The following is a 23,656-nucleotide window of genomic DNA, read 5'->3' on the forward strand; positions in this document are numbered from 1 at the left end:
ATGGCGTCGAAGACCAAGCTCTACTTCGCCACCGACATCCACGGCTCGGAGCAGTGCTTCCGCAAGTTCCTCAACGCGGGAGCGGCGTACGGGCCTGACGTCATGATCCTCGGCGGCGACGTGGCCGGCAAGGCGATCCAGGCGATCGACGACCTCGGCGGCGGGCGCTTCCGAACCGTGTTCCGCGGGACCACCCACACGATCGAGGACGGCGAGGAGCTCGCCCGCGTGGAGCGCATGATCTCCGACCTCGGCTACTACCCGTGGCGCTGCCAGCCGGGTGAGCTCGACGCCCGGGTGGCCGACGGGACCGTGGACGAGATCCTCGACGCGCTGATGCGCCGGCGGCTCGAGGAGTGGATGGAGCTGGCCGACGAGCGGCTGCGCCCGCGCGGCATCCCGGCCTACTGGATGCTCGGCAACGACGACCCCCCGGCGCTGGCCGAAGTCTTCGAGCGCGCACCCTGGGGCACGCACGCCGAGGGTCGCGTCCTGGACCTCGGCGAGTACGTGCTCGTCTCCTACGGGTACTCGAACCACACGCCCTGGGACAGCTTCCGCGAGCTGACCGAGGAGGAGCTCGCGAGTCACTACGACGAGCTCTTCGCCGGGGCCGCCGATCCCGGCCGCGCCGTGTTCAACGCGCATCCACCTCCCTACGGCACCGGGCTCGACGACGCCCCGATGCTCGACGAGCAGTTCACCGTGCGCCAGCAGGCGGGTCAGGTCAAGCTCGGCCCGGTCGGCAGCACCGCCGTACGCGACGCGATCGAGCGCTATCAGCCGATCGCCAGCCTGCACGGCCACGTGCACGAGTCGGCGGGATTCCGCCGACTCGGCCGCACCATGGCCGTGAACCCCGGCAGCGACTACGGGACCGGCGCGCTCAACGGCGTCCTGATGACGCTCTCGAAGGACAAGCTCAAGTCCCACCAACTGGTCCGCGGCTGATGGATCCCGACGGCGCCGTGTTCGTCGCCATCGACGCGGGCACGACGGGCGCGCGCGCCTGCGCCGTCTCCCTGGACGGCCGTCTGGTGCACGAAGTCCGCCGTCCCTACCCGCTTGCGGCGCCGCGCCCCGGTTGGGCGGAGCAGAACCCCGTCGACTGGCGCGAGCGCGCGCTCGAGAGCCTTGCCGAGCTGGCGCGTGCCCTCGGCCCGGGCGTGCGGATCGAGGCGATCGGCCTGACGGGTCAGTGCCCGACGGTGGCGCCGATGAATGGCAGAGGCGAGCCCGTCGGACCGGGGATGCTCTACCGCGACAACCGCGCGACCGCGGAGGCCGCGGAGATGCGCACGAGGATCGGCGAAGCTGAGATGCACGCGCGCACGGGGCACGTGGCCGAGGCGTTCCACGTCGGGCCGAAGGTACTCTGGCTCCGCGCGCACGAGCCGGCGGTCTTCGCCGCCACGGAGCGCTTCATGCAGCCGCGCGACATCGTGCTGCACGCCCTGACCGGGACCATCGCGACCGACGAGACCCACGCGAACGCGACGGTCTTCTTCGACCTTCGCGCGCGTGACTGGGCCGGCGCGCTGCTCGACGCGTGCTCGCTGGAGGCCTCCGTCTTCCCCGGCGTGCTCGCCCCGTGGGCGCAGCCCGGCGAGGTGACTCCGGCCGTCGCCCGGCGAACCGGCGTCCCGGCCGGATGCCCGGTGGTGATCGGGGCGGCCGACAGCCAGTGTGCGGCCTTCGGGAGCGGGGTGACGGCACCGGGTCCCGTCAGCGAGATGGCCGGCTCGTCGTCATGCCTGAACTCGGTCGTCGCGGCGCCGCTCGCCGACCGGCGCGTGACCCATTACAGCCATGTCATCCCCGACGTCTTCTCGACGGAGCTGGGCCTCAACACCACGGGTCGCGCCGTGCAGTGGGCCCTCGGCCGGTTCGGGTTCGACGACTACGCGGCCCTGGAGCGGGCCGCGCGATCCGTCCACGACCGGCTGCGCGACGGCTCGGCCGGCGACCCGCTCGACGCAGCGCCTGTCTTCCTGCCCTATCTCGGCGACGGTGAACGCGATGACGTCCGCCTGCGCGCCGCGGTCGTCGGGCTCTCCGACCGGCACGGCCGCGAGGAGCTCGCCTACGCGGTGCTCGAGGGTGTGGCTTTCGGCGTCGCCGAGACGATCGCGATCCTCGTCGCCGCCGGCTCGCCGTGCGAGGAGCTGCGCGTGGCCGGCGGCGGGGCGCGGCTGCCGTCGCTCGGCGCCATCAAGGCCGACGCCCTTGGGGTGCCGGTGGCCCATCTCGATGACGACACGTCGCCGATCGGCGTGGCGCTCCTCGCCGCGTCCACGGCGGGATGGCGGCGCGAGGCCGAGACGGCGATCGCAGCGGGACTGGCACGCGCGGCTCGCTTCGAGCCGGCTCCGCGAGGCCGCGAGGCGCTGCTCGCCCGCTTCGCATGGTGGAGCGAGGTCCGCGGCTCCGACACCGTGCGCACCCCGATCCGGGCCGATGCGCGATGACGTCCTACCGGCTCGGGATCAACACCTGCTTCGCGGTCAAGCGGTGGCCGCGGCCGGAGGAATGGGCGCGCATCGCCGCCGACGAGCTCGGGCTCGACCTGGTGCAGCACTCGCTCGACCTGGTCGACCTCGATGCCGGCGAGGCGGCCGTGGCGGCGCAGGCCGCCGACGTGCGCGGCGCCTGTGGAGCCGCCGGCCTCGAGCTGTCGTCCACGTTCACCGGTCTGATCGCCTATTCGACCTCGCTGCTGCTCCATCCGGACCCGGCGGCGCGGCGCCGGGCGGTCGACTGGTACGAGCGCGTGATCGCGTTCAGCGCGCTCGCGGGCGCCCGCCGGGCCGGCGGGCATGTCGGCAGCCTGTCGACGGCCGACCACGGCGACCCTGTGCGGCGTGAAGCGCTCTGGGAGGAGCTCGCCGACACGCTGCACGCGCTCGCGACGACGGCCCGCGCCGCGGGACTCGATGCGCTTCTCGTCGAGAACATGGCGTCCGCGCGGGAGCCCTCGACGATCGGCGAGATCGAGCGCCTCCTCAGCACGGGCGGGCGGGCCCATGTCCCGATCGAGCTGTGCCTCGACGTCGGCCATCACTGCGTTCCCGGCACGAGCGGGGATGAGCGCGACCCCTACGCGTGGCTGCGCCGGCTCGGGACGCGGGCGCCCGTCGTCCATCTGCAGCAGAGCGACGCCGAGGGCGACCACCACTGGCCGTTCACGCCGGAGTACAACGCGCGGGGCCGCATCGAGGCGGCTCGCGTCCTGGACGCGATCGAGGCGTCCGGCGCCGCCGAGGTGGAGCTGATCCTCGAGGTCATCCCGCCGTTCGAGCAGGACGACCGCGCGCTCCTCACCGACCTCCGGGCCAGCGTCGCCCATTGGCGTGATGCGCTCCGCAGCATAGGCTCGGACGCATGACCGTGGACGTCCCCGAGCTGGGTCGGTCGATCGCGGAGGAGGCTGCCGCGGCCAACATCGCGCTGCGGCTGATCGGCGGCGTCGCGGTCTGGGTCCGCTGCCCGAGCGCGCGCACGGTGCCGCTCGCGCGCGCCTACGGCGACATCGACCTGATCGGCCGCGCACGTGACCGTAAGGCGATCGTGGCGTTCCTCGAGGCGCGGGGATACGAGCCCGACCGGATGTTCAACGCGCTCCACGGCGCCTCGCGCCTGAATTTCCGCGACCCGCGGCGCGATCTTCCGGTCGACGTGCTCCTGGACCGCTTCGCGATGGCGCACGCGCTCGACCTCCGCGACCGGCTGACCCTCGACGCGCCCACGCTCCCGCTCGCCGACCTGTTGCTCACGAAGCTGCAGGTCGTGAGCATCAACGCGAAGGACCTGCGCGACATCTGCGCCCTCCTGCTCGACCACGACCTCGACGCCTCGGGCATCGACCTGGCGCGGATCCTCGAGGTGACCCGCGCGGACTGGGGCTTCGAGCACACGATCCACCGCACGATCGCGACGCTGACCGAGCGGATCGGCGACTTCGATCTCGAGCGCGCCGCGGCGGAGCGGATCGTCACCCGGGCGGAGGCGATCTCCGCCGCGCTCCACGCCGCGCCGAAGAGCGCGAAGTGGAAGATGCGCGCCCGCGTCGGCGAGCGCGCCCGCTGGTACGAGGAGCCGGAGGAGGCGCGCGGGTGAATTCACCCGTGCCGAGCGGTCAGTCCCCGCCGTCGCGCTCGCGCAGCAGCTTCGGCCGGCTCGGCGGGGCCGGTGTGCCGGGCAGATGGAGCAGGTTCTCCACGCCGCGGACGCCGTTGAGATGCCGCGCGGCCGTCACGACGCGCGTGATGTCCTCCTCGCGCTCGATGACGCCGCGTAGGAACACCACGCCGTCCTCGGCGTTGATCGCGATCTTGCCCTTCGGCATCTCCGCCCGGCGGAACAGCTCGCTCTCGACCTTGTGAGCGAGCGTGATGTCGTCGAGCGGCTCGTCATGCCCGCGGCACGCGTTGAGCGCGCGCTTGACCACACCGACGGCATTCGATTCCGCGTGTCGGGCGCGCCGCGCGGTGCGCCGCTCGGTGCGACGCAGCCGTGACACCGCCCGGTCGCGCACCGTGTGGCGGCGGCGACGGCCTCCATTCGGGTCGAGGAAGTACTCGAGCAGCGCTCCGAGCGCGACGCCGCCCGCGGTCGCGACGGCGAGCACCCACGGCATGCTCGGCGAGTCGGCGCGCCTGCGGGCGCGCCGCCGGGCGAGCGGCACTCGCGCAGCATTGACGGTCATCCGGCTACCTCCTCGTCGTCTGCTCCGACAAACGGTACGCCCCGCGGGCCTGGCGCGCCATCGCCCCTCTGCGTTGGTGTCCCCGGGCGGATGGCCATACGCATAGACGAGCAGCTCCTCGTCGCCGTGGTTCGCCGTCTGAAGCGGCGTCCCGGCCGGAACGCCGACCACGCGACCGACCGGGACGCCCACCGCTCCCCCACGTCAGTAGGAGCGCTGCAGCACCGCGCGCACCTCCTCGGCGACGACGGCGTACATCATCGCGGCCGACTGCTCCTGGTCCAGCGCCGCGTTGTAGCCGACGAAGCAGCGATCGCGTTCGGCGATGGGCGCGGCGCACCAGTACCGGTACATCTCGTCGACGGCCGCCGCTTCCTGGCGCCACTCGGCGTAGTAGTCGAGCATCTCCTCGATCAGCTCATCGATCGCCAAGGGCAGCGGAGCGAGGACCGGAGAGCCCGGGAACATGTCTCGAATAGCCATGCGGGCATGGTCGGCTCTGTGAGGGTGAGCGGTCATCACACACGCGTGTGATCCGAGTTGGTGATTGGCGGCGGCCAGAGGGGTGTGCTGCCTCGGCTGGGTCAACGCGGTACGAGGAGCCCGCGTTCCCGTGCGCGTGCGACGGCTTGGCTGCGAGTGTGCGCGTCCAGCTTTGCGTAGATGTGGCGGAGGTGGGTCCGGACCGTATTGGCCGAGAGGTACAGCTCGGAGGCGATTTCGCCGGCTGTGAGGTCGCTGGGCAGATAGGTGAGCACGCGTCGTTCGGCGGGGCTGAGCTCGTCCGGAAGACGCTCCGCCTGGCCGCGGGGTGGCGGCGAGGATCTGGCGAGCACGTCGAGCACCGGTGCAAGCAACTCGGGGTGGGCGGTGCGATGCCGAACGTGGTCGTTCAGCAGCTCTCGCGCGAGCGGGAGCACGAAGGGCAGGATGATCCGCCCCGGACCCGCAAGCTCGAGCGCCCGATCGAACGCGGCCTCCGCGGCGCGCGAGTCGCCGAGCCGCTTGCGCGCGACGGCCTCGTACAGCTGCGCCTGAATCCGTGCCCATCCGAGGCGATTCGGCTCCTCCGGGCGCTGGAATGCCGGTGCGAGGACGTCGACGGCAGCGTCAGGACTGCCCTCCGCCAGGAAGATCGCTGCCTCGGCGACCCGGATTGCCGTCCGGTCGCGAAACCGTGGAGCTACGCCCGCGAGAGCGGCGCGCGCGGCCACGGTGTCCCCAAGCCGAGCGTGCGTCTGCACCAGCCGGCTCCTCAGTTCTTCACTGAGCGCATGCTCGCCCGCGAGCAGCCTCTGTGTTCTCTCAGCGGCGGTGAACGCCGCCATGGCGTCCTCGACGCGGCCCTGCCCGAGGCGCAGCAGCCCCCGGCCGTAGTCGAGGGCGAACGCGAGACCTGGCTCGCCGTCCGCTGGGAGTGTGCACTGCCGGCGGGCCAGCGACCGCTCGGCCTCCTCGAAGCGACCCATCCACACGAGTGCGGCGGCACGTGCGACAAAAGCGGCGCAGAGGACCGGATCATCGCCCCATCCGTGCGCCTCCGCTGTGGTCACCGCCTCATCGGCGAGCTCGATCACGACGGAGAGCCGTGACCCGGAAAGCAGAGATGCGATGCCGAGGCGACCGAGACAGCCGATCTGCAGATACGGTCGTCGGATCCGGCGCGCCAGTGCGAGCGCTCGCTCGAGGTGGCAGCGCGAATCGTCCAAGCGCGACAACCACAGCTCGGCCGTGCCGAGATGCATCAGCGCCGTAGCGTGGAGATCCTTGTCGCGGGCAAGCTCGCCCGGCGTCGGCGCGGTCAATGCCGCCTCGAGCGATCGCCTCCCCTCCAACACGGCTTCCATGTCACCTTGCGAGGAAGCGAGCCACAGTCGCAGGCTGGCCAGGAGAAGGTCGAAGCGCCGCCTGCGCTTGGCGGGCACCGTCGTAGCGAGCCGGAGCGCCTGGCCGATGTAGACATGCCCGTCCTCGAACAGGCCATCTGATATCGCGCCCGCGGCGGACGCGATGGCGAGCACCGGATCGGTCGCGTGCGTGTCGGCCGGAAAGGCGGCAAGCAGCACGCGCATCGTCGCCAGGCGACCGTCCAGGATGAGATCGAACGTGTGCTCGGCGAGCAGGCGGCTGGCATGCGGCCAGTCGCCGGCCGCCTGCGCGTGGCGAATCGCCTCGACGACGTACCCGCGCTGCTCGAACCACCGCGCCGCCGCGCGGTGCAGCGAGCTGATGATCGTCGGAGCGGTTCGCCGGAGCTCGAACTGCAGCAGCTCGGCGAACAAGTGGCAGTAGCGGAACCAGGTCCGGCCGGTGTCGACTGAGATGATGAACGCGTTGGCGTCCTCGAGGCTTTGCAGGATCTGCTCAGAGCGCGAGCCGCCGGTGAGGAAGTCAGCCAATGGGCCGCTGACGCGCTCCAGCAGCGAGGTCCGCAACAGCAGGTCGCGCACCTCTGGGGGCTGCTGCTCGAGCACTTCCGCCATCAGGTATCCGGCGACGGTGCGCTCGCTCCCGCAGAATTCAGCGACGAACCGCTCAGGGTCCGGATGCTCGGCGAGTGCGATCACCGCGAGCCGCACTCCGGCGGCCCACCCCTCAGTTCGATGGTGCAGCGACTCCGCGGCGGCGTCTGAGAGGGTGAGCCCAGCCGCCTCGAGCAGGTCGCGCGTCTCGTCGGCCGAGAAGGCCAGATCCGCACGCCGAATCTCCGTCAGCCCACCTGCCACACGCAGACGGTGCAACCCGAGCCGCGGCTCGACGCGCGTGGCCAGCACCACCCGCAGCTTGGGCGGAAGGCGCTCCAGGAGCAGCTCCAGGCACTCGAGGGCGTCGGCCGAGTCGAGCTGGTGCAGGTTGTCGATGATCAGCAGGATCGGGTCCTCGAGCGCATCGAGCTCGGCCAGCAGTCGCTCGACGACCGCGCGGCCGCGGAAGCTCGGCGCCGGGCTGAGGGGCTCCACCAAGCGATCTCCGCCGACCGTACGCGCCAACGCCTCGATCAGGGCCAGCCAGAAGTGCTGCCCATCGCGTTCGCCGCGCTCGACCGACACCCACGCCACTCGATCGCCGAGCTCCTCCGCCTCGACCCACGTGCGCAACAGCGTCGACTTGCCGCTGCCCGGGTGGCCGCAGACCAGCACGACCCCGGTCACGGGCGGCCCTGACAGCCGTTTGAACAGCCGCCGGCGGTAGACCAGCGCCTGCCTCGGAGACGACTGGTCCGAAGCGTGCGGTCGGCCGCGCGCCGGTGTCACCGCTCCATCCGCTCGTGTCATCTCGCGCCTTGACGCTGGCGGCGGCACGCGCGCAGCACACCTGCTCGTGAGCCGGGCGAAAGCTGCTCTACGACCCGGTGGACGTGCGGCACGCAGCGCCTCCTCGGCGCCATCGGGTGGCGAGCTCTGCGGCCACATCGCCTCTGCGGCCGCGGACCGCCGCTCCACTGGTCACCAAGCCGACGCGACGCTGGGCGGCGGCAGCGGCGCCGAGGCGAGCGGGATACGCTCGGGCGGATCCATGCGCCGGCGCCGGGCCGGCGCTGATCAGCCCGCAGACGCATCTCGAGATGTTGCTTCCCGAGGCGACGTGGCGTGGTGAATTCCGGATCGTGAGGCCGTGATGGCGCTACAGCACGAGATCTTCGATGCGACGACGGTGGAGCTCGCCCACCGGATCAGGACTCGCGACGTCTCGCCGGTGGAGGTGATGGATGCCACGATCGCCGCGATCGAGGCCGACAACGAGCGCCTGAACGCGTTCGTGCACCTCGCCTTCGAGGAGGCGCGGGAACGGGCGCAGGCGGCGGAGCGGGAGGTGTCGTCCGGGGCGAAGCTCGGGCCGCTTCACGGGGTGCCGACGGCGATGAAGGACCTCTTCGACTTCAAGCCCGGCTGGCCGAGCACCTTCGGCGGCGTGCGCGCGCTCAAGGACTATGTCCCGGACTTCTACTGTGCCTGGGCCGAGCGGATGGAGCAGGCCGGGGCGATTATCCTCGGCAAGACCAATAGCCCGGTGATGGGCTTCCGCGGCACTTGCGACAACCCCCTGTTCGGCCCCACCCGCAACCCATTCGACCCCGTGCGCAACACCGGCGGATCGTCGGGCGGCAGCGCTGCGGCGGTTGCCGCCGGCCTCCTCACCGTCGCCGAGGGCACGGACGGCGGCGGATCGGTGCGCATCCCCGCCGCGTGGTGCGGCGTGTACGGCTACAAGCAGTCGTTCGGGCGCGTGCCGTACATCGCACGACCGAACGCGTTCACGGGGCTGCACCCGTTCCTGTTCGAAGGAGCGATCACACGCACCGTGGAGGATGCCGCCCTCGTGATCGACGCGATCTCCGGCTACGACCCGCGCGATCCCTTTTCACTCGATGAGCGCGCCGACCTCCTGCCGGCCGTGAGGCAGCCGATCAGCGGCTGGAGGATTGCGTACAGCCCGGCCTTCGACGTCTTCCCGGTCGATCCCGCGGTCGCCGGCGTCGTCGCCGAAGCCGTGCGCGCGTTCGAACTGGCAGGCGCGCACGTCGAGGAGGTCCGGCTCGGGATCACGCACGACCAGCGCGAGCTCAGCGACCTCTGGTGCCGCCTGATCACCCCGATCAACGTGGCGACCTTCGAGACCTTCAAGCGCAACGGGCTCGACCTTCTGGCCGACCATCGCGACGACTTTCCGCCCGAGTACCTGCGCTGGATCGACGCCGGCTACGAGCTGCGAACCCCGCAGCTGATGCGCGACGAGGAGATCAGGACCGAGATCTACGACGCCATCCAGGGGGTGCTCGCCGATCACGACCTCCTCGTCACACCGACCCTGGCGTGTCTGCCCGTGGAGAACGCCGCCGACGGCAACACGAAGGGACCCAGCCGCATCGGCGACGTCGCGGTCGACCCGCTGATCGGGTGGTGTCTCACGTACCCCGTCAACTTCTCCGGCCACCCCGCCGCCTCCATCCCTGCCGGCATGATCGACGGACTCCCGGTCGGCATGCAGCTGATCGGCCGCCGCTACGCCGACGCCGACGTCCTCGCCGCCAGCGCCGCCATCGAGCGGATCAGACCGTGGCGCGACACCTACCGATCAGCACGGGCGGTGACCGCTTCCCTCCAGCAGCCGGCGACGCATTGATCGCGGGCCGCGCGGTCAGATGAGTCGAGCGGCGGCTGGGGCGTCGCGATCTCCACCGACACCGCGCTTGCGGTGGGCGCATTGGCCATCGCCGCCCCGCGTGCCGCGCGGCTGCGCGTGTACATGCTCACGCTCCTGGTCGTCGACGACGTTGTCGCCCTGCTCGTCGTGAGCCTCGTCTACCCGGGTAATCTCGACGCCGCGGCAGTGATCGTCGCGGCCGGCTCGCTTACGCTCCTGCTGTCCATGCGTGCGATCGCGGCCCGCCAGTCCCCCGCCCGCGGCGACTCCACCGCCGCGCTGACACCCCTGTCGGTCCTCACGGGCGTCGCGCTGCTCGCACCGGCGCTGGCGGTCGCGGCTCTCGCACCGCGTCGTACCGCCCGCGTCAGGCGCGGCGCCCGCCGTGTCGTCACGTCGCCCTGCCCGGCGCGATGAGCGGGCGGCTGCTGTCGGTCAATGTCGGGCACCCGCGCGAGGTGACCTGGCAGGGCAAGACGGTCCGCACGGCGATCTGGAAGGAGCCGGTGAACGGTCCGCAGATGGTGCGGCGGATCAACATCGACGGCGACGACCAGGCCGACCGGCTCGCGCACGGTGGCGAGCACCGCGCCGTCTTCATCTATCAGATCGATTCCTACGCCTACTGGAAGCGCGAGCTCGGTCGCGACGACTTCACCTACGGGCAGTTCGGCGAGAACTTCACCGTCGACGGCCTCGCCGATGACGAGGTCTGCATCGGCGACCGCTACCGCATCGGCGGCGCGCTGTTCGAGGTCACCCAGCCGCGCGTGACCTGCTACCGCGTCGGCATCCGCATGGAGAACCCGGCGATGCCGACGCTGCTGGTCGCCCACCACCGCCCGGGCTTCTACTTCCGCGTGCTCGAAGAGGGATCGGTGGAGGCCGGCGACGCGATCGTGAAAGCCGCCGACGGGCGGGAACGTCTGACGGTCGCGCAGATCGACGCGCTGCTCTACCTGCCCGGCAAGTCGCGTACGCAGCTCGAACGCGCGCTGCGCGTGCCGGCGCTGAGCGAGGGCTGGAAGGGCAGCTTCCGCGAGCTGCTCGCCAAGGGCTCCGAGGCACCCGCGCCCGCCTGGCCCGGGTTCCGGCCGCTCCGTGTCGCGGAGATCCGTCGCGAGAGCACCACGGTCACCTCGTTCCGGCTCGTACCGGCCGGCGACGCGGCGCCCAGTCCGAAGGCGAATGCCGGGCAGTACCTCACGCTTCGCCTGCGACCGGACGCCGGCGCGCCGCCGCTGATCCGCAGCTACTCGCTGTCCGGCCTCCCGGATGAGCACGGCTACCGGATCAGCGTCAAGCGCGAAGGGGCCGGCAGCCGCTACCTCCATGACCACGTCGTGGTCGGCGACCTGCTCGACGGCGCCGCCCCGCGCGGCAGCTTCGTCCTGCGCGACGGGAGCCGCCCGGTCGTGCTGATCAGCGCCGGCGTCGGCGCCACCCCGGTCCTCGCGATGCTCCACGCGCTCGCCCGCAGGCACACGACGCGCACGGTCTGGTGGCTGCACGGCGCGCGCAACCACGACGAGCACGCCTTCGGCGGCGAGACCGACGCGCTCCTCGCCGCGCTCCCCGACAGCCACCGCGTCGTCGCCTACAGCCGTCCCGGCGCCGGGGAGACCGACTGCGACCTCGTCGGGCGACTCGACCTCGCCGTGCTCGAGCACGCCGGCGTCCCGAAGGACGCCGACTACTACCTCTGTGGCCCCGACGCCTTCATGCGCGCCATCGGCGCCGCGCTCACCGCCCGCGGTGTCCCGCCCGAGCGCGTGGCCACCGAGACCTTCGGCTCAGTCCCCATCCACGCCTCCGGCATCGTCAAAGCCGGCGACCGCCCGCCGCATCCACCCGACGGCCCACCCGGCACAGGCCCGGTCATCACCTTCGTACGCAGCAACGTCACCGCCGCCTGGGACCACCGCTACTCCAGCCTGCTCGACTTCGCCGAGGCCTGCGACGTCCCCGTCGGGTTCGGCTGCCGCAACGGCGTCTGCCACAACTGCGAAAGCGGCCTGCTCGCGGGCGAGGTCGACTACAGCCCCGACCCGCTGGAGGCGCCTCCCGACGGCCGGATCCTCGTCTGCTGCAGCCGGCCCTCGTCCGAGCTTACGCTCGACCTCTAAGACCTCTCCCGGTCATGGTCGCATCGCCGCAAGAGCGCACCGAACGACTTGCGTGACCACCCAGCGCGGCATTCCTTCCCGGGGTCATGATCCCCCGGAACCGGTCGCGGATGCGTCATGGGCGCCGGCTTGCGCCGCGCGCGCGGTTCTGAGAGGTTCGGATCGCCAGCAGCAGGAAGGAGCGTCGTGGCTGATCGGGCGTTGTTCATCGGGTTCGGAGCCCCCGTCCGCGGTCGCGAGGAGCGCGCGGTGGAGGTCTTCAACGAGGTCGTCGACATGTTCGGGCGCATGCGGTCCGACGGGCGGATCGAGGGGATGGAGGTGGCGCTGCTCGATCCGCATGGCGGTGACCTCGGCGGGTTCTTCATGGTCCACGGCAGCGCGGACCAGTGCGCTGCGCTGCAGAACGACGAGGAGTTCCGCCGCGCGACCATCGACGCGAGCCTGATCGTCGAGAACTTCGGCGTCGTGCCCGCGGTGGTCGGCGAAGGGGTCGGCCGCCAGATGGCGATGTACAGCGAGGCGGTGAAGAAGGTCGGCGTCGGCGCGCACGCGCTCGCGGGCGCGCACAACGGCGGCTGATCGCGATCGCCCGGGGCGCCCTGACCGTGATGCCCGGCGGTCGGGGCGCCGCGCGCACCTCGCGGGTGCGTTGCCGGATCGGCGAAGACCCGCATCCCTTCCCGCGCAGTTCGCCGATCTCGCACTCGAACGATCACACGGCCTCGCGAACCGCGCAGGCAAACGGACCGACTCCCGAACCAGCGCAGTTCGGCGGCCCCGAGGAGCCGCCGCACGCGAAGACCGCGCCGGCGCGCGGAGAGCGGCGCCGGACGCCGGCGCGGCCCCGGAGATCAAGGCCCGCCGGCCGGGCTCGCCATCCGCAGCTGGAGCTCGGTGATCAGCCGCTCGTCGGGGTCGTCGAGGTCCAGCCGGGAGAGCTCGAGGACGCGCCGCACGCGGTAGCGGAGCGTGTTGGGATGGACGCCCAGACGGTCGGCCGCCTTCGCGACGTTGCCCGAGCAGTCGAGGTAGGCCCGCAGCGTCTCGCGATGCTGGGCCGCGTGGTCGGGATCGGCCGCGAGCAGGTCGCCGAGCCTGCCCTCGCGCAGGCCGGGGTGCTCGGACGCGAGATCGAGCAGGTCGAGCAGCACGGCGTGCGCGCGCACGTGGCCGATGTGGACGACCCGCGCATGGCCGCCGCGCTGTGCGCGCACGCGCAAGGCCTGCTCGGCCGCCCGGCGCGAGCGCGGCACCTCGGCGACCGTGGCGACTGAGACGCCGATGCCTGCGCTGAGCCGGACCGGCGTGACGCTCTCGACGCCGCGGATGATCTTCTCGGCCAGCTCGATGCTGCGCTCGTCCTCGTTCCCGCCCGGCAGCGGCACGAGCGCCCAGAAGCGGTCGTCGATCAGCGCGCACATCGCGTCCGGGTGCGCGTTCTCGCTGTAGAGGCTGACGATGCTGAGGATCCGCTCGGGGTTCGCGAGCCGCGGGTCGGCGGATTGCGGCTCCGGCTGGAAGGCCAGGACCGTCAGCGGGCCGCGGGCGCTGACGACGTCGCGCTCGGCCTGCGGACCGAGCCGGCCCTCGAGCACCTCGCGGACGAACGTGCCCCGCATCCGCCGCTTGATGTCGTCCGAGGCGCGGTGGCTGAGGAGGTGGACGGTGGCGCGCTCGGCGATCCGGGCCAGCTCGTCCTCGGCCGTGGCGCCGAGCTCCTCGTGCCCCTGCGCGACCCAGATCGAGCCGAGCAGCTCGCCGCCGGCGCGCACCGGCGCCGCCAGCCGCGGCGCCAGCCCGCCCTCGAGCCGCGCCACGCCGGTGCCGAAGCGCAGCGCGCGGCCGACGCCCGTCTCCTCGATCCGCCGCTGCCATGGGACTGGCGGCATCCGCCCGAGGATCGTGTCTCGGCGCGCGTCGTCGATCGGGTGGCCGAGGTTGGAGTACGCCAGCACCCGCCACTGCGGGTCCTCGATCGTCACGGCGCCGCCGACCGCGGCGGCGATCGCGTCGGCCAGCGCGAACAGGTCGCCGACCGGCACGCCCGCGACCTCGGCGCGACCCGCCGTCCCGGCGCTCGCCAGCGCGGTGCGCAGGAACGAGTACAGCTGGCCCCAGCTCGTCTCCGGCGAGATCGCCAGCAGCCCCAGCTCGAGCGCCTCCGCCACGGCGACGAGCCGCTCCGGGAGCTCGCCGTCCATCCGCAGGACCACGGCCGCGGCACCCTGGCGGGCCGCGCTGTCGACGAGCGCGAACGCGTCGCCCGCGGTGGCGCTCAACCCGAGCGCGAGCACGATCGCGTCGGCGCGCACCGACTGGGGGTCGGTCGCGTCGAACAGCAGGACGTCGCTCACGCCGGCCGCCCGCCCGCGCGGGAGGTGCACCGTGCGCAGCACCTCGGGGCCGAGGCTGGCGATCACATCGCCGAGCGCCGGCCGGCCCGTCGCTGGACGTCCGTCCGCCATCGCCCCAACCCTAGCGCCGGTTCGTAGATCCCGACAATTCTCGCGCGACAGTTTCGTCCCACTTGACATTGCATCGCTGCAACGGCGATTTCACACTTGCCAGGAGGTCACTGGGGTCGAGTGAGGCGCGCTCGCCGCGCCGAGGGAGTTGAGCATGGCCGTTCACGAGGAGTCGAGCGAGCTGTTCGGCGCGCCGCCGTCCGGCGTTCCGCTGCGCGCCGCCTTTGACGCCGCCGCCTCCGTGGAGGAGGACGCGCCGCACGTGCTCGAGGCCGGGATCCCGATGCGCGACGGCATCCACCTCGCTGCCGACGTCTACCTGCCGGCCGGCGCCCGGCGGCCGGCTCCCGCGGTCGTGTTCGGCACGCCGTACGACAAGTCCAATCGCGCGCTGAACGCGCTGGAGGGCGAGATCTACCAGCGCAACGGATACGTCGCGGTCGTCTACGACGTCCGCGGGCGCGGGAAGTCCGAGGGCGAGTTCCGCGCCTTCGTCCACGACGCCGAGGACGGCCACGACGTCGTCGAGTGGGTCGCCGCGCAGCCCTGGTGCACGGGCGCGATCGGCGTCAGCGGCCTCAGCTACGGCGGCTGGATCACGTGGGCGACCGCGTCGCAGCGGCCGCCGCACCTGAAGGCGATCGTCTCGACGTCCGCCGCCGGCCGCTGGATGCAGGAGATCCCGTACACGTACGGCTGCTTCCAGCTCTACTTCGCCAACTGGGTGGCGGCCGTCGAGCGCCGGCTGCTCGGCAACGCGAGCTTCGACGTGCACGCGGCGCTGCGCACGCTGCCCGTCGACGACATCGAGCGGCTGATCGAGCCCGCGGGAAGGACCTGGCGCGACATGCTCGACCACGACACGCTCGACGAGCTCTGGCAGGGCCTGCGCTGGGACGACCGCTACGACGAGCTCGACGTGCCGGTCCTGCACGTCACCGGATGGCACGACCGGGAGGACCTCCAGGGCGCCTTCCACCACTACGAGCACATGATCGCCGCGTCGCCCGCGGCCGACCGCCAGTGGCTGCTGGTCGGGCCCTGGAGCCACACGTCGTGCCGCTGGCCGAGCAACGAGTACGGCGGCGAGACCTACGACCGCCAGGCGAGCGTCGACATGCACACGGTCCACCTGCGCTTCTTCGACCGCTTCCTGCGCGGCGACGACAACGGCGTGGATGCCGAGCCGCGGCTGCGGCTGTTCAACACCGGCGCCGACGGCTGGGAGGCTCCGGCGCGCTGGCGCGCCGGGACGGCCGAGCACGCGCTCTACCCCGCCGCCGGCGGCGAGCTGCTCGACGCGCCGCCCGCCGGCGGGCAGCGCGACTACCGATACGACCCCGAGGATCCGCCGACGTACGACTTCGACGTCGAGGCGATCTGGGAGCCGCCGCTCGACCTCGACCCGCTGGTGCGCCGCGACGACGTCCTGAGCTTCACCGGCGCGCCGCTCGAGCAGCCGCTGACGATCTACGGCTGGTCGTTCCTCGAGCTGCTGGCGAGCACCGACGGCGACGACACCGACTGGTTCGCGAACCTTGCCGACGTCACGCCCGACGGACGCTCGCTGCGCGTCGCGGGCGGCTGCCTGCGGGCGTCCTACCGGGACTCGCTCCAGACGCCGGCGCCCGTGCCGGCCGGCGAGCCCGTCCGCTACCGCGTCGAGCTCACGCCGGTCCTGCACACGTTCAAGCCGGGCCACCGGCTGCGGTTGACCGTCACCTCGGCGGAGTTCCCGTGGTTCGCCCGCAGCATGAACCGCTTCGGCCCGATCCGGGACCAGGCCGAGCCGCGCGTCGCGCGCAACGTCGTCCACCTCGGGCCGGACGCGACGCGCCTGCTGGTGGCCCGCCGATGACCGACGTCATCGTCATCGGCGGCGGCGCCGTCGGACTGTGCGTCGCTGAGGCGCTCGTACGCCGGGGCGCGAGCGCGCTGGTGCTCGAGTCCGGCGCCGCCGGCGCGCAGGCCTCGGCCGGCAACGCCGGCTGGATCACGCCCGGCATCTCCAACCCGGTGCCCGCGCCCGGGACCGTCCCGCAGGCGCTGCGCTGGATGCTCGACCCTGCGAGCCCGCTGCTCGTGCGGCCGACCCTGCGGCCGAGCTTCCTGCGCTGGTCCTATGACTTCTGGCGCAGCACCTCGCCGCGGCGCTACAGCGCCGGCATGGCCGCGCTGGTCGCGCTCGGCGCCCGCGCGCTCGGGGCCTACGACGCGCTCCGCGACGAGGGCGTCGAGTTCGAGATGCACGCCGACGGGCTGCTGTTCGTCGCGCACACGGAGGAGGAGCTCGCCGCCGAGCTCGCGGCGCTGCGCGACCAGCAGGCGCTCGGATACGGCGGGCGCGTCGAGCCGCTCGATGCCGCCGCGACGCTCGCCCTGGAGCCGGCGCTCGCGGCCGGCGTGGCCGGCGGGATACTCGTCGCCGACGAGCGCCACGTCCGGCCCGAGACGGTTACCTCCGGGCTGGCAGCGCACCTGCGCGCCCGCGGCGCCGCCGTCCGCGAGCACGCGCACGTGGACCGCGTCGAGCGCGACGGCGAGGGCTGGGCGGTGCGGCTCGCCGGCGAGACCCTGCGCTGCGAGCGCGTCGTCATCGCGACGGGGGCCGCGACCGGCCGGCTGCTCGCCCCGCTCGGCATCACGCTCCCGCTCGAGGGCGCGAAGGGCTATAGCTTCACCGATCCCGCGCCGCCCGTCCGCCCGCTGCGACCGCTGTACCTGCTCGAGGCGAAGGTCGGCGTGAGCCCCTACGACGGCGGGCTGCGCTTCGCCGGCACGCTCGAGCTGGGCAGCCGCGACGTGCACGTCGACGACCGCCGCCTGCGCGCGCTCGACGACGCCGGCATGCGTTACCTCGAGGGCTGGAGGTCCAACCCCGGCCGCGCCGGCTGGGCGGGCATGCGGCCGCTGCTCCCCGACGGGCTTCCCGCGATCGGCCCGGTGCCGGGTCACGACGGCCTGCACGTCGCGACCGGGCACGCGATGCTCGGCATCACGCTCGCCCCCGCGACGGCGGAGATCCTCGCCCCGGCCGTGCTGAGCGGACGCGCCGGGCTGGATCTCACGCCTTTCTCGGTCGCGCGATTCGACAATCGTGCGCTGCACGGCCGCCGTACGACGACCACGAGGAGGGCCCAATGGCTCGAGAGCACGTCATAGACCCCGACCGGATGGCGCGGGAGCACGTCATCGATCCCGACCGGATCCATCACGCCTGGGACGCGGCGCTGGAGCCGACCTTGCGGATCGAGCCGGGCGACATCGTCCACTTCGACATCAAGATGGCCGGCCATGGCCAGGTCGGGTACGGCTGGCCCTACGAGCAGGCCGCGTTCGACTTCGACACGCTCTACAACCTGCTCGGGCCGATCCACGTCGAGGGCGCGCGGCCCGGCGACGCGCTCGAGGTCGAGATCCTCGAGCTCCAGACGGGCTCGTGGGGCTGGTGCTCGGTGCTGCCGGACCTCGGCCTGCTGCCGGAGGACTTCCCCGACCCGTACATGCGCTACTTCGACCTCACGCAGGGCGACACGACCGAGCTCGTCCCCGGCGTCAGGATCCCGGTCGAGCCGTTCCTCGGCACGATGGGCGTGCTGCCCGACGACATCGAGCAGGCGACGCCGTTCCCGCCGCACAAGGGCGGAGGGAACGTCGACACGCGCCACCTCAAGGAGGGCACCACGCTGCTGCTGCCCGTGTTCTGCGACGGCGCGCTGTTCTCGTGCGGCGATCCGCACGCGGCGCAGGGCGACGGCGAGGTGTGCGTGGCCGCGATCGAGACCGACATGCGCGCCACCCTGCGCATCGGCGTGCGCCGCCAGGCGATCTCGACGCCGCGCTTCATCCTCGACGGCCCGCTCACGCCGCGGACCGACGCCGGGGGCTACTACGGCACGATGGGCATCCACGGCGAGTTGATGCAGGGCGCCAAGGAGGCGGTCCGCGGCATGATCGAGCTCGTCAACCAGGAGCACGGGCTCGCCCGCGAGGACGCCTACGTGCTCTGCAGCCTCGCCGGCGACCTGAAGATCCTCGAGATCGTCGACGCCGGCGTCTGGAACGTCGGCTTCACCCTCCCCCGATCGGTGTTCGGAGACCGCGCATGACCGAGCCACATCCCCACATCGACCACTCCGCCGACACGCAGGTGGAGGGCGAGTCGCTGCTGCACTCGATGGGCTACGACCAGCAGCTCAACCGCGGCCTGAACTTCCTCGGCAACATCGCGCTGACCGTCTCGGACATCACGCCGACCGCTTCGCTGCTGGTGGTCGGGCCGGTGGTGATCGCGACGGCCGGCACGGGCTCGATCTGGGCCTACCTGATCGGCTGCTTCCTGGCCTTCAACGTCGCGCTGTGCATGGGCGAGCTCGGCTCGATGTTCCCGAGCGCGGGCGGCCTGTACTCGATCGTCACGCGCGTGATCGGCAAGCCGGTCGGCTTCGTCGGCATGCTGCTCTACGTCGGGCAGGCGATCTTCCTCCCGGCCAGCATCGCGATCGGCGTCGGCGTCTACGTCAACTCGCTCGTCTCGGGCGTGAGCACGACGCTGGCGGCGGTGGTGGTGATGGTCTCGGTCACGCTGCTCGCGCTGCTGAAGATCAACTTCAACGCCGTGCTCACCGGCTTCTTCCTCGCGCTCGAGCTGTCGGTGATGGTGATCCTGCTGCTCGCCGGCGTGCTGCATCTCGACCAGCCGCTCTCGATCCTCACCCACCCGGTGATCGCCGACGGCGGCGCGCTCAGGGGCGTCGCGACCGGCGCCATCGTGACGGCGCTGGCGACGGCGTTGTTCTCGGTCAACGGCTACGACAGCGCGATCAACTTCTCCGAGGAGACCGAGGGGTCCGCGGCGCAGATCGGCAAGGCGGTCGTGACGGCGGCCACGATCGGCATCGTGTGCGAGATCGTGCCGTTCATCGCCGGCATCTTCGGCGCGCAGGACCTGCACGCGATCATCTCCTCCGAGACGCCGCTGACCGACGTGATCGACGCGGCGTTCGGCAAGACCGTGGTCGACATCGTGACCGTCGGGGCGATCATCGCGATCTTCAACGCGTCGCTGGCGATCACGCTGCAGTTCTCGCGCATCATGTTCTCGACGGCGCGCGACCAGGCGTGGCCGGGGCCGATCGCGCGCGGCCTCTCGCGCCTGAACGCCAACGGCGCGCCGTGGGTGGCGACGCTGTTCATCGGCGCCTGCGCGACGATCCTCTGCCTGAGGTCGAGCCTGCAGTCGGTGGTCTCCTCGACGGCGGTGATGATCATCGTGCTGTACGCGCTGATCGCGATCTCGGCGATCGTGAGCCGGGTGCGCCAGCGCGAGCTGCCGCGACCGTTCCGGATGCCGCTGTGGCCGGCGTCGCCGCTGATCGCGCTGGCCGGCGTGGCGATCGCGCTCAGCAAGCAGACGCATCGCGACCTGCTGATCGTGCTCGGCATCTTCGTGTTCGGCGCGCTCTACTACGGGCTCTATCTGCGCCACCACAGCCGCTTCGCGCAGCTGGACACGAGCCCCGAGCACGAGCTGGCGGTCCTGCAGGCCGAGGGAGCCGTGACGATCCGCAAGTGACGGGCCGCGCGCGAGACGACGGCGTCGTGGCGGGCCGGCTGGCGCCCGGCCCGCTGAATGCCATCACCGACGTCGCGGGCGTGCTGGTGGGCCACGCCACGGTGATCCGCGACGACCCGGTCGTGCGCAGCGGCGTGACGGCGATCTGGCCGCACGCCGGCAACCCGTTCCGCGAGCGCCTCTATGCCGCGGTCGAGTCGCTCAACGGCTACGGCGAGCTCACCGGGAGCCGCGTGATCGACGAGTGGGGGCTGCTCGGCTCGCCGATCGTGCTGACCGACACGGCCCACGTCGGGATCGCCTACACGGCGACGGTCCGCCATCTCGGCGAGGCCGATCCCGGCGTGGGCGACGTCGACGTGCTGATCCCGGTGATCGGTGAGTGCGATGCCGGGTTCCTGAGCGACAACCGCGCCTTCGGGGTCGTCGAGGCCGACGTTCGCGACGCGCTCGCGAGCGCGACCGCCGGGCCGGTGCGGGAGGGCAACACCGGCGCGGGCACCGGCATGCAGCTGTTCGACTTCAAGGGCGGGATCGGCACCGCGTCGCGCGTCATCGAGCTGGGCGGCGAGCCGTTCACCGTCGGCGTGCTGCTGCTCTGCAACCACGGCACGCGCGAGCAGCTGCACGTGCTCGGGGTGCCGGTCGGGCGCGAGCTGGGCGACCTGCTGCCCGAGCACCATCGCGAGGGCTCGTGCATCGGCGTCCTGGCCACCGATCTGCCGCTGCATCCCGCGCAGCTGCGCCGTCTTGCCAAGCGGATCGGGCTCGGGCTCGCGCGCGGCGGCGCGGTGGCCAACGACGGCAGCGGCGAGCTGTTCGTCGCGTTCTCGACCGCGAGGCGTATCCCGCGCTCGACCGAGCGGCTGCGCTTCCCCGTCGAGACGATCGTCGAGGGCCAGTTCTGGCGCGAGGGCTCGCCGCTGGACCTCGTGTTCGAGGCCGTCGCCGAGGCGACCGAGGAAGCCGTGCTCAACGCCCTATGGGCGGCCGAGACGCTGAGCGGGCGCGACGGCCGCGTGCTGCACGCGCTACCGGTCGACCGGACGCTTGCCCTCCTGCGGCGCCCTAGGATCGGGCTCTGATCGCTCGTGCACAGCGCCGGCTCGCCGAGGTGGGGGAGCACCGGCTCGCCGCCGGGTCCGCGCTGCAGGCGTGAGCCCGGCCGGGCGGGCGGCGAGCGGTGCTCGGCGGCTGGTCAGTCCTTGTTGACGACGTCCTTGACCTTGTCGCCCGCGTCCCCGACCTTGTCCTTCACGGTGCCGGTGGCCTCGTCGACCTTCCCTTCGCGCTTGAGGCCCTTGTTGCCCGTGAGGTCTCCCCCAGCCTTCTTGACCTTGCCCTTCATGTCGTCGACGTTTCCGTCGCCCATGATCTGCTCCTTTCTTCGTCGGTGCAGACCTGCTCTACCCAAAGCCGGCACGGACCAGTGGTTGCGTCAACGAACGGACGCGTTCGGGGACCGCTGGGAGCCCGGTCACCGTCGAGGACGCGGCGCGGCCGTGACTCAGCCGCCGACGGGCTCGATCCGCGCCGGCACGTGCTTGTGCCACGGCGCAGTTGCACTCGCAGAGGATGCAGGCCGTCGGCGCCCAGGGCGACTCGTCGCCCAGTCATCGCATAGTCCTTCCAAGCAACTCACTGAAGGCATGACCGATCGAGGGCCCGATGTGCGACCTGGCAGGCACGATCGTCGCTAGCGCGTGACGCGCATCAGGTAGTCCTCGCGGTCGAGCGCGTCGGGCCGGGTGCGCGCGCGAAGCGGGAACGGGCCCTGGACGGGCGTGTGATGGGAGAACCCCGACTCGAGCACGCCCTCGCCTCGCGTCAGCCCCGGAAGCTCCTGCTGGAGCCGGTGGACCTGCGCGGCCGGGATCGTTCCCTCCAGCACGCCCGAGGCGCCGGTGAGCTGAGGCACCGCGCGCAGCCGCGCGAGCGCGGGCAGGACGGCCCCGAGCGTGTCCGCGGGCAGCTCGAGCCGGAACCGGTGCAGCGGCTCGTGGACGGTTGTCCCGGCCCGCGCGAGCGCGCGCATCAATACCAGCGGCGTGAGGCCGCGGAAGTCGCCGGCCGTGCTCGACATGCTCTTGTCGAAGGTGGCGTGCGAATGGCTCTGGCGCGGCCAGTAGCCGGAGTGGGTCATGGTGACGAGGCAGTCGGTGACCTGCCATCCGTAGAGTCCCTGGCCCAGCGTCTGCGCGACCGTCTCCTCGACGGCGCGAAAGAACGCGGACGGCATCGAGCCCAGCTCGACCTCCAGGCGGAAGGCGACGCCGCTGCCGGCGGGAGCCGGGTCCACGCGCAGGCCGACGGTCGCGAGGAACGGGTTGCCCTGCTGCTCCCCCACCTCGACCGCCTCGCCGCTGCCCGCGGGACGCTCGATGCAGAGCGTGGTGGTCTCGCGGAACCGCACATCGACGCCGAAGCCGGTCGCGAGCGTGGCCTGGATCACCTCCTTCTGGACCTCGCCGTAGAGCGAGACGTGGATCTCCTCGCCGAACCGCAGGTCGATCAGCGGGTCCTGCTCGGCCAGCTGCGTCAGCGCTCCGTGGAGCGCGCCGCGGTCCTCCGGGCGGACCGGCTCGACGACCGTCTCGAGCGTCGGCGGGGCGAAGTGATGGGCGTCATCAGCGATGCCCTCGCCGATCGCGTCGCCGATCCGGACGTCGTTCAGGCCCCACAGCTGCGCGATCCGGCCCGCGGCGACGCGGTCGCTCGACACGGCCGCGCCGCGGTCGAAGACCCTGATCGCCGTGAGCTTGCCCTGCGGCAGCCGGTCGCGCGTATGCAACGTGCCCGAGCGCAGGCGGACGTAGGCGATCCGTTCCCCCGCCGCACCGCGCTCGACCTTGAACACGGTGCCCGAGACGGGCCCGTTCGCGTCGCCCTCGGCGGCGGGCAGCAGGTCGCGCACGCCGGCGATCAGCTCGTCCACTCCGGCGCCCGTGATCGCGGAGCCGAAGAAGATGGGATGCACGAGCCCGGCCTTGGTCTGGACCGCCAGCTCGCCGTGCAGGCGCAGGTGCGAGATCTCGTCCTCGAGGTAGGCGGCGAGGAGCTCGTCGTCGTGGTCGGCGAGCACGTCGACCGCCTCGGCCATGACGCCGGGCACGTACGCGGCGGCGCGCGTCCCTGGCGTGCGCACCGAGCCCATCGGGACGATCGCCGGCGTCAGCTTGGCGGAGATGTCGCGCAGGACCGCGCCGTCGCGCGCCCCGCGCCGGTCGATCTTGTTCACGAACACGAGCGTGGGGATCCCGAGGCGCTGGAGCGTCCGCATCAGCACGCGGGTCTGCGACTGCACGCCCTCGACGGCCGAGATCACCAGCACCGCGCCGTCGAGCACGTTCAGCACGCGCTCGACCTCCGCGATGAAGTCGGGATGGCCAGGCGTGTCGATCAGGTTGACCACGACGTCGCCGACGACGAACGACACGACGGCGGACTTGATCGTGATCCCGCGCCGGCGCTCCAGCGCGAGCGAATCGGTCTGCGTGCTCCCGTCATCGACGCTTCCGATCTCGTCGATGACGCCGGCGGCGTGGAGCAGCCGCTCGGTCAGGCTGGTCTTACCGGCGTCGACATGCGCCAGGATTCCCAGGTTCAGCGTACGCACTCATTTCCTCCGAACACCTTT

The 23,656-nt window shown here is 72.1% G+C and carries 19 protein-coding genes; 13 read left to right on the forward strand and 6 right to left on the reverse strand.

From position 1 onward, the window contains the following. Genes H958_RS0117290 through H958_RS0117305 form a run of 4 tightly spaced genes read left to right on the forward strand, consistent with a single transcriptional unit; the run spans position 1 to position 4,116 of the window. On the forward strand, positions 1-951 hold the full coding sequence (locus H958_RS0117290) for a metallophosphoesterase family protein (protein ID WP_028059588.1): 951 nt from the start codon (positions 1-3) through the stop codon (positions 949-951). Next, positions 951-2,468 (forward strand): xylulokinase, encoded by a 1,518-nt coding sequence (locus tag H958_RS0117295; RefSeq protein WP_028059589.1) that lies wholly within the window; start codon positions 951-953, stop codon positions 2,466-2,468. The genes H958_RS0117290 and H958_RS0117295 overlap by 1 nt, the downstream gene beginning before the upstream one ends. Further along, positions 2,465-3,385: a sugar phosphate isomerase/epimerase family protein gene (locus H958_RS38145; protein WP_037410518.1), complete on the forward strand. Its 921-nt coding sequence runs from the start codon at positions 2,465-2,467 to the stop codon at positions 3,383-3,385. Before H958_RS0117295 ends, H958_RS38145 begins: the two co-directional genes overlap by 4 nt. Continuing rightward, entirely contained in the window at positions 3,382-4,116 is a 735-nt protein-coding gene (locus H958_RS0117305) for a hypothetical protein (RefSeq protein ID WP_028059590.1), read from the forward strand. The genes H958_RS38145 and H958_RS0117305 overlap by 4 nt, the downstream gene beginning before the upstream one ends. 19 nt (positions 4,117-4,135) lie before the next feature. Here H958_RS0117305 and H958_RS0117310 read toward each other — a convergent pair whose 3' ends face one another. From H958_RS0117310 to H958_RS0117320, 3 genes are all read right to left on the reverse strand, one after another. Then, on the reverse strand, positions 4,136-4,705 hold the full coding sequence (locus tag H958_RS0117310) for a BON domain-containing protein (protein WP_081685987.1): 570 nt from the start codon (positions 4,703-4,705) through the stop codon (positions 4,136-4,138). Positions 4,706-4,909: 204 nt separating this feature from the next. Further along, positions 4,910-5,188: a hypothetical protein gene (locus H958_RS0117315; protein ID WP_156028037.1), complete on the reverse strand. Its 279-nt coding sequence runs from the start codon at positions 5,186-5,188 to the stop codon at positions 4,910-4,912. 101 nt (positions 5,189-5,289) lie between these two features. Beyond that, positions 5,290-8,118, reverse strand: coding sequence for a LuxR C-terminal-related transcriptional regulator (locus H958_RS0117320; RefSeq protein ID WP_322090767.1), 2,829 nt, complete (start codon positions 8,116-8,118; stop codon positions 5,290-5,292). A 205-nt stretch (positions 8,119-8,323) separates the two neighbouring features. Between H958_RS0117320 and H958_RS0117325 the strand changes: the two genes are divergently transcribed. The 4 genes from H958_RS0117325 to H958_RS0117340 all read left to right on the forward strand — a co-directional run bounded on the left by H958_RS0117325 (position 8,324) and on the right by H958_RS0117340 (position 12,558). Then, the gene (locus H958_RS0117325) at positions 8,324-9,829 is read left to right on the forward strand and encodes an amidase (protein ID WP_028059594.1); all 1,506 of its coding nucleotides are present in this window, start codon (positions 8,324-8,326) and stop codon (positions 9,827-9,829) included. A 72-nt stretch (positions 9,830-9,901) separates the two neighbouring features. Further along, entirely contained in the window at positions 9,902-10,267 is a 366-nt protein-coding gene (locus tag H958_RS0117330) for a Na+/H+ antiporter NhaA (protein WP_231379281.1), read from the forward strand. Continuing rightward, on the forward strand, positions 10,264-11,976 hold the full coding sequence (locus H958_RS0117335) for an MOSC and FAD-binding oxidoreductase domain-containing protein (RefSeq protein WP_028059596.1): 1,713 nt from the start codon (positions 10,264-10,266) through the stop codon (positions 11,974-11,976). Before H958_RS0117330 ends, H958_RS0117335 begins: the two co-directional genes overlap by 4 nt. 186 nt (positions 11,977-12,162) lie before the next feature. Continuing rightward, positions 12,163-12,558, forward strand: a complete 396-nt coding sequence (locus tag H958_RS0117340) for a hypothetical protein (RefSeq protein WP_156028038.1) — start codon at positions 12,163-12,165, stop codon at positions 12,556-12,558. Positions 12,559-12,830: 272 nt separating this feature from the next. Here the strand turns inward: H958_RS0117340 and H958_RS0117345 are convergent, their stop codons facing one another. Then, positions 12,831-14,444: a helix-turn-helix domain-containing protein gene (locus tag H958_RS0117345; RefSeq protein ID WP_028059598.1), complete on the reverse strand. Its 1,614-nt coding sequence runs from the start codon at positions 14,442-14,444 to the stop codon at positions 12,831-12,833. Positions 14,445-14,598: 154 nt separating this feature from the next. On the opposite strand from H958_RS0117345, the gene H958_RS0117350 reads away from it, so the two are divergent. The 5 genes from H958_RS0117350 to H958_RS0117370 are packed head-to-tail and all read left to right on the forward strand — an operon-like array spanning position 14,599 to position 21,104. Then, positions 14,599-16,302 (forward strand): CocE/NonD family hydrolase, encoded by a 1,704-nt coding sequence (locus H958_RS0117350; protein ID WP_028059599.1) that lies wholly within the window; start codon positions 14,599-14,601, stop codon positions 16,300-16,302. Continuing rightward, positions 16,299-17,606, forward strand: coding sequence for an NAD(P)/FAD-dependent oxidoreductase (locus H958_RS38150; protein WP_051324430.1), 1,308 nt, complete (start codon positions 16,299-16,301; stop codon positions 17,604-17,606). The genes H958_RS0117350 and H958_RS38150 overlap by 4 nt, the downstream gene beginning before the upstream one ends. Continuing rightward, positions 17,585-18,553, forward strand: a complete 969-nt coding sequence (locus H958_RS0117360) for an acetamidase/formamidase family protein (RefSeq protein ID WP_196807408.1) — start codon at positions 17,585-17,587, stop codon at positions 18,551-18,553. Before H958_RS38150 ends, H958_RS0117360 begins: the two co-directional genes overlap by 22 nt. Beyond that, positions 18,550-20,019, forward strand: a complete 1,470-nt coding sequence (locus tag H958_RS38155) for an APC family permease (RefSeq protein WP_051324431.1) — start codon at positions 18,550-18,552, stop codon at positions 20,017-20,019. Before H958_RS0117360 ends, H958_RS38155 begins: the two co-directional genes overlap by 4 nt. After that, complete coding sequence (locus H958_RS0117370; RefSeq protein ID WP_028059601.1) at positions 20,016-21,104, forward strand: P1 family peptidase; 1,089 nt, start codon at positions 20,016-20,018, stop codon at positions 21,102-21,104. The genes H958_RS38155 and H958_RS0117370 overlap by 4 nt, the downstream gene beginning before the upstream one ends. 113 nt (positions 21,105-21,217) lie before the next feature. Here H958_RS0117370 and H958_RS0117375 read toward each other — a convergent pair whose 3' ends face one another. Beyond that, positions 21,218-21,391, reverse strand: a complete 174-nt coding sequence (locus H958_RS0117375) for a CsbD family protein (protein WP_028059602.1) — start codon at positions 21,389-21,391, stop codon at positions 21,218-21,220. Positions 21,392-21,715: 324 nt separating this feature from the next. Beyond that, positions 21,716-23,635, reverse strand: a complete 1,920-nt coding sequence (locus H958_RS0117380; protein ID WP_028059603.1) for an elongation factor G — start codon at positions 23,633-23,635, stop codon at positions 21,716-21,718. Positions 23,636-23,656: the final 21 nt, after the last annotated feature.

This window comes from Candidatus Solirubrobacter pratensis (genome assembly GCF_000425945.1).
GTDB lineage: Bacteria > Actinomycetota > Thermoleophilia > Solirubrobacterales > Solirubrobacteraceae > Solirubrobacter > Solirubrobacter pratensis.

Bases quoted from the DNA above. Each gene is read 5' to 3' on its own strand.
- H958_RS0117290 (WP_028059588.1), top strand. From the start codon at position 1: ATGGCGTCGAAGACCAAGCTCTACTTCGCCACCGACATCCACGGCTCG.
- H958_RS0117295 (WP_028059589.1), top strand. From the start codon at position 951: ATGGATCCCGACGGCGCCGTGTTCGTCGCCATCGACGCGGGCACGACG.
- H958_RS38145 (WP_037410518.1), top strand. From the start codon at position 2,465: ATGACGTCCTACCGGCTCGGGATCAACACCTGCTTCGCGGTCAAGCGG.
- H958_RS0117305 (WP_028059590.1), top strand. From the start codon at position 3,382: ATGACCGTGGACGTCCCCGAGCTGGGTCGGTCGATCGCGGAGGAGGCT.
- H958_RS0117310 (WP_081685987.1), bottom strand. From the start codon at position 4,705: ATGACCGTCAATGCTGCGCGAGTGCCGCTCGCCCGGCGGCGCGCCCGC.
- H958_RS0117315 (WP_156028037.1), bottom strand. From the start codon at position 5,188: ATGGCTATTCGAGACATGTTCCCGGGCTCTCCGGTCCTCGCTCCGCTG.
- H958_RS0117320 (WP_322090767.1), bottom strand. From the start codon at position 8,118: ATGTGGCCGCAGAGCTCGCCACCCGATGGCGCCGAGGAGGCGCTGCGT.
- H958_RS0117325 (WP_028059594.1), top strand. From the start codon at position 8,324: ATGGCGCTACAGCACGAGATCTTCGATGCGACGACGGTGGAGCTCGCC.
- H958_RS0117335 (WP_028059596.1), top strand. From the start codon at position 10,264: ATGAGCGGGCGGCTGCTGTCGGTCAATGTCGGGCACCCGCGCGAGGTG.
- H958_RS0117345 (WP_028059598.1), bottom strand. From the start codon at position 14,444: ATGGCGGACGGACGTCCAGCGACGGGCCGGCCGGCGCTCGGCGATGTG.
- H958_RS0117350 (WP_028059599.1), top strand. From the start codon at position 14,599: ATGGCCGTTCACGAGGAGTCGAGCGAGCTGTTCGGCGCGCCGCCGTCC.
- H958_RS38150 (WP_051324430.1), top strand. From the start codon at position 16,299: ATGACCGACGTCATCGTCATCGGCGGCGGCGCCGTCGGACTGTGCGTC.
- H958_RS0117360 (WP_196807408.1), top strand. From the start codon at position 17,585: ATGGCTCGAGAGCACGTCATAGACCCCGACCGGATGGCGCGGGAGCAC.
- H958_RS38155 (WP_051324431.1), top strand. From the start codon at position 18,550: ATGACCGAGCCACATCCCCACATCGACCACTCCGCCGACACGCAGGTG.
- H958_RS0117375 (WP_028059602.1), bottom strand. From the start codon at position 21,391: ATGGGCGACGGAAACGTCGACGACATGAAGGGCAAGGTCAAGAAGGCT.